This is a genomic window from Herbaspirillum lusitanum P6-12, assembly GCF_000256565.1.
Lineage (GTDB): Bacteria > Pseudomonadota > Gammaproteobacteria > Burkholderiales > Burkholderiaceae_D > Herbaspirillum > Herbaspirillum lusitanum.
The window spans coordinates 1-4,552 of record NZ_AJHH01000262.1; the positions used below are offsets into that span (position 1 = coordinate 1).

The 4,552-nt window shown below is 62.0% G+C and carries 4 protein-coding genes and 1 pseudogene; all 5 read left to right on the forward strand.

From position 1 onward, the window contains the following. A partial coding sequence (locus HLUSI_RS0108670; RefSeq protein WP_016833593.1) for a substrate-binding domain-containing protein occupies positions 1-646 on the forward strand: 646 nt, incomplete at its 5' end. 3 nt (positions 647-649) lie between these two features. Continuing rightward, on the forward strand, positions 650-2,149 hold the full coding sequence (locus tag HLUSI_RS0108675) for a sugar ABC transporter ATP-binding protein (RefSeq protein ID WP_016833594.1): 1,500 nt from the start codon (positions 650-652) through the stop codon (positions 2,147-2,149). 67 nt (positions 2,150-2,216) lie between these two features. Next, on the forward strand, positions 2,217-3,203 hold the full coding sequence (locus HLUSI_RS0108680; RefSeq protein ID WP_016833595.1) for an ABC transporter permease: 987 nt from the start codon (positions 2,217-2,219) through the stop codon (positions 3,201-3,203). Positions 3,204-3,329: 126 nt separating this feature from the next. Beyond that, positions 3,330-4,292, forward strand: a complete 963-nt coding sequence (locus HLUSI_RS0108685) for a substrate-binding domain-containing protein (protein ID WP_016833596.1) — start codon at positions 3,330-3,332, stop codon at positions 4,290-4,292. A gap of 83 nt (positions 4,293-4,375) precedes the next feature. Continuing rightward, a pseudogene (locus HLUSI_RS32515) lies at positions 4,376-4,552 on the forward strand (sugar phosphate isomerase/epimerase); the annotation flags it as partial.

A 4,552-nucleotide genomic window follows, 5' to 3' on the forward strand; every position in this document is an offset into this window, starting at 1 on the left:
AAAGTCGGGCGCCATCTGCCTCGACCCCGACACGATCCAGCATGCGCTGGCCAACGAAGCCGCGACCTTGCCATGGGTGGCCTGCTGCGAATTCGATCCGGCGATGCCGGTGCCGTATGTCGGCATCGACAACCGTCGCGCCGCAGCCGACGCGGTTGGCCACTTGCTGTCGCGCGGCCATCGGCGCATCGGCCTGATCAATTCGGATGAGCGTTATTCCTATGCGCGCCAGCGCCAGCTCGGGTATATGGACGCGCTCGCCGGCGCAGACCTGGACGCGCGCCCGCAATGGCGGCGCACGGTACAAAGCCTGGACTACGAAGCCGGCGCCGCGGCTGCGCTGGAAATGATGGCGCAGCCGGATGCACCGACGGCGATCTTCGCCGTTTCCGACACGCTCGCCATCGGCGTGCTGAGCGGCTTGCGCCAGCTCGGCAAGCGCGTGCCCGAGGACGTCGCGGTGATCGGCTTCGACGATATCGCCGTGGCGGCGCAAATTGATCCAGGCCTGAGCACCGTGGCACAGCCCATGCGCGCTCTCGGCGAAACCGCCGCGCGCTTGCTGTTGCAACGCCTGGCCGATCCGCAGATCGCGGTGCCGGGCGTCCTGCTCGACCATCAGCTGGTTTTGCGAGGGAGCACCTGAGCCATGAGCGTTGCCGTCAGTTTTCAACATGTTTGCAAGGACTTCGGCCCGGTGCGGGTGTTGCACGACATCAGCTTCGATCTCGTGCCGGGACGGGTGGTCGGCCTGCTGGGCGAGAACGGCGCCGGTAAATCGACGCTGATGAAAATCCTTGCAGGCTATGAAGCCATCAGCGACGGACTTCTGCTGATCGACGGTCAGCCGCATCAGTTCAGCGACTCACGCGCGGCGGAGGCCTGCGGCATCGTGCTGATCCATCAGGAATTCAACCTGGCGGAGCACCTGACGATCGCCCAGAACATGTTCCTCGGCCACGAGAAGCGGTGTGACTGGCCGCGCGGCTGGCTGCTCGATGACGATGCCATGCGACGCGACGCCGCTCACTATTTGCAGCAGGTCGGCCTTGATCTTGATCCAGACACCAAAGTCAGCCAACTCATCGTGGCCGAAAAGCAGCTGGTCGAAATCGCCCGTGCGCTGTCGCGCCAGGCTCGCCTGCTGATCATGGACGAGCCGACCGCGCCGCTGACGTCCAGCGAAACCGAGCGCCTGTTCGCCGTCATGGCGCAACTGAAGGCAGCAGGCACGACCATCCTGTACATCTCGCACAAGCTCGATGAAGTCGAACGCAATACCGATGAAGTCATCGTCATGCGCGATGGCCGTTTCATCACGCGCGAACCGACCGAAGGTCTCACACGCCAGCAGATGGCCAACCTCATGGTGGGACGCGATCTGTCCGACATGTTCCCCGCCAGGCAAGCGCCTGCAGCGGAGGCGCCGGTGCTGCTCAAGGTCGATAATCTGTGCGTGCCGGGCTGGGCGGATGGACTCAGTTTTGAAGTGCGCGCCGGAGAGATTCTCGGTTTTGCCGGACTGGTCGGCGCAGGCCGCACCGAATCTTTCGAAGCGCTGTTCGGCCTGCGGGCGCGTAGCGCGGGCGCCATCTTCGTGCACGGCAAACCGGTAGCGCTGCGCAATCCGCGCGACGCCATGCGCCACGGCATGGCCTACCTGAGCGAAGATCGCAAGGGCAAGGGCCTGCATGTCAATCTCGGGTTACGCGAAAATCTCACCATGTCGACCATCGACCGCTATGCGCGGCCATGGCTTGACGTCAATGCGGAGAAGCAGGCCCTGGTCGATGCGGCAAGCGCCTTCAATATCCGCACGCGCGATCTCGACAGCAAGGCGCGCATGCTGTCCGGCGGCAATCAGCAAAAGCTGGCGCTGGCCAAGTATCTGCATTCCGATCCGCAAGTCGTGGTGCTGGACGAGCCGACACGCGGCGTCGACGTCGGCGCCAAACGCGACATCTATTTCCTGATTCATCGCCTGGCGGCGGAAGGCCGCGCCGTGATCGTGATCTCGTCCGAACTCATGGAACTGATCGGCCTGTGCCACCGCGTTGCGGTGATGCGCAACGGTCGCCTGCAAACCACGCTCGGCATCGAGCATCTGACCGAAGAGGAGCTGATCGCTCATGCAACCGGCACGCACTGAAGGTACTGACCGCACTGAAACTGAAACTGCAGCGGAACCCGCCAAGCCATCCCTCACTCGGACCGGCATGGCATCTGGCGCACGCGCATGGCGCGAACGCATCAAGGGCTTCGGTCCGGTGTTCGGCCTGGCGGCGCTCTGCATTGCCGGCACATTGCTCAACGGCGATTTCGCCACCGTCGACAACATGATGAACGTGCTTACGCGCACCGCCTTCATCGGCATCATCGCGGTCGGCATGAGCTTTGTGATCATCTCCGGCGGCATCGATCTGTCGGTGGGTTCGATGGCGGCGCTGATCGCCGGCTGCATGATTTTCCTGATGAACCGGCTGATGACGGGAGTGGAGGGAGTGACGCTGGCGCCGATCACGATCGTGGTGCTGGGTATCGCGATGGCGCTGGTGCTGGGTGCGGTCTTTGGACTGATCCACGGTTTGCTGATCACCAAGGGCAACATCGAACCCTTTATCGTCACGCTCGGTACGCTGGGCATCTTCCGCGCCTTCCTGACCTATCTCGCCGACGGCGGCGCGCTGACGCTGGACGGCACCTTGTCTGATCTCTACGGGCCGGTGTATTACACCAGCCTGCTGGGCGTGCCGGTGCCGATCTGGGTCTTCCTGCTGGTGGCGGCGGCCGGTGCGCTGATCCTCAACCGCACCGCGTTCGGTCGCCACGTCCAGGCGATCGGCTCCAACGAACAGGTTGCGCGTTATGCAGCGATTCAGGTCGTGCGGGTCAAGATCATTACCTACATGCTGGTGGGCATCTGCGTCGGGATTGCCACCGTGCTGTACGTGCCGCGCCTCGGCTCGGCGACCCCGTCCACCGGTTTGCTGTGGGAGCTCGAAGCGATCGCAGCAGTGGTGGTCGGCGGTACGGCGCTCAAGGGCGGCGAGGGACGCATCATCGGCACCGTGATCGGCGCCATCCTGCTTTCTGTCATCAGCAATATTCTGAACCTGACCAGCATCATCAGCGTGTACCTGAATGCAGCAGTACAGGGCATGGTGATCATCGCGGTGGCTTTCCTGCAGCGCGGCCGTAAGTAATTCAAGAATCCGCCGGCAGCAGGATGAGAGATAAGAAGAGATAAGCACGAGAGATAAGAGATCGACGGCTTTTTTGCCGTTTCAAAGGGCAACCGTACGGTGCCCCATCACCTGGAGGAGAGCAACATGAAAAGCATCATCCTTGCAATCGGCGCCGGTGTTCTGGCGCTCGGCGCAACTGCGACAACGGCGGTGCAAGCCGCCGAAAAAGTGGTCCTCGGCGTCGCCATCCCAACCGCCACGCACAGCTTCACGGCAGGTATTGTCTGGTGGGCCAACCAAGCCAAGGCAGAACTGGAAAAGGCGCATCCCGACATGAAAGTCATCGTCAAAACCGCCGCCACCGCGCCGGAGCAGGCGAATCAGCTGCAAGACATGCTAACCGTCAACAAGATCAATGCGCTGGTGATCTTCCCTATCGAATCCGCATCGCTGACGCAACCGGTCGCCCAGGTCAAGAATAAAGGCGTGTACGTCACCGTGGTCGATCGCGGGCTCACCACCACCGAAGCGCAAAACGCCTACATCGCAGGCGACAACACCGCCTTCGGCAAACTGCCGGCGGAATACCTCGTCAAATACCTCAACGGAAAAGGCGATATCGTCGTCCTGCGCGGCATGCCGACCACGCTCGACAATGAGCGCTTCGACGCCTTCAGCGCCGTCATCAAGAGTAATCCGGGCGTCAAGGTGCTCGATGCCAAATACGGCAACTGGAACCGCGACGATGCGTTCAAGGTGATGCAGGATTATCTGACCCGCTTCAAGCACATCGACGCCGTCTGGGCGGCGGACGACGACATGGCGATTGGCGTGCAGAAGGCCATCGAACAAGCCAAACGCACCGACATCAAACAAGTCTTCGGCGGCGCCGGCGCCAAAGGCGCAGTCAAGAAAATCATGGACGGCAGCGACAAGCTGATCACGGCCGACGTATCGTATTCGCCGAAGTTCATGTACGACGCCATCAAGCTGACCGCCGAAGCGCGTCTGAAGGGCGCCGCCTTGCCGCCCAAGACCATCATCCCGTCGGTACTCATCACCAAAGAGAACGCCAAGCAGTTTTACTTCCCTGATTCGCCGTTCTGAATTGTCGTCATGAACCATGGCGCGAAGCGGCCGACCGGCGAGCCGGTTAGTCCTTCGCGTTTTTAGTCCTTAAAGGAAACGCCATGCAGACCATCCGCGGCCCGGCCATTTTTCTGGCGCAGTTCATGGGCGAAGAGCAACCGTTTGACTCGCTGGAGCACCTTGCCGTCTGGGCGTCGGGATTGGGATACAAGGCAGTGCAGCTGCCGACCGATCCGCGTTTGTTCGACCTGGCGCTGGCCGCCGGCAGCCAAATTGGG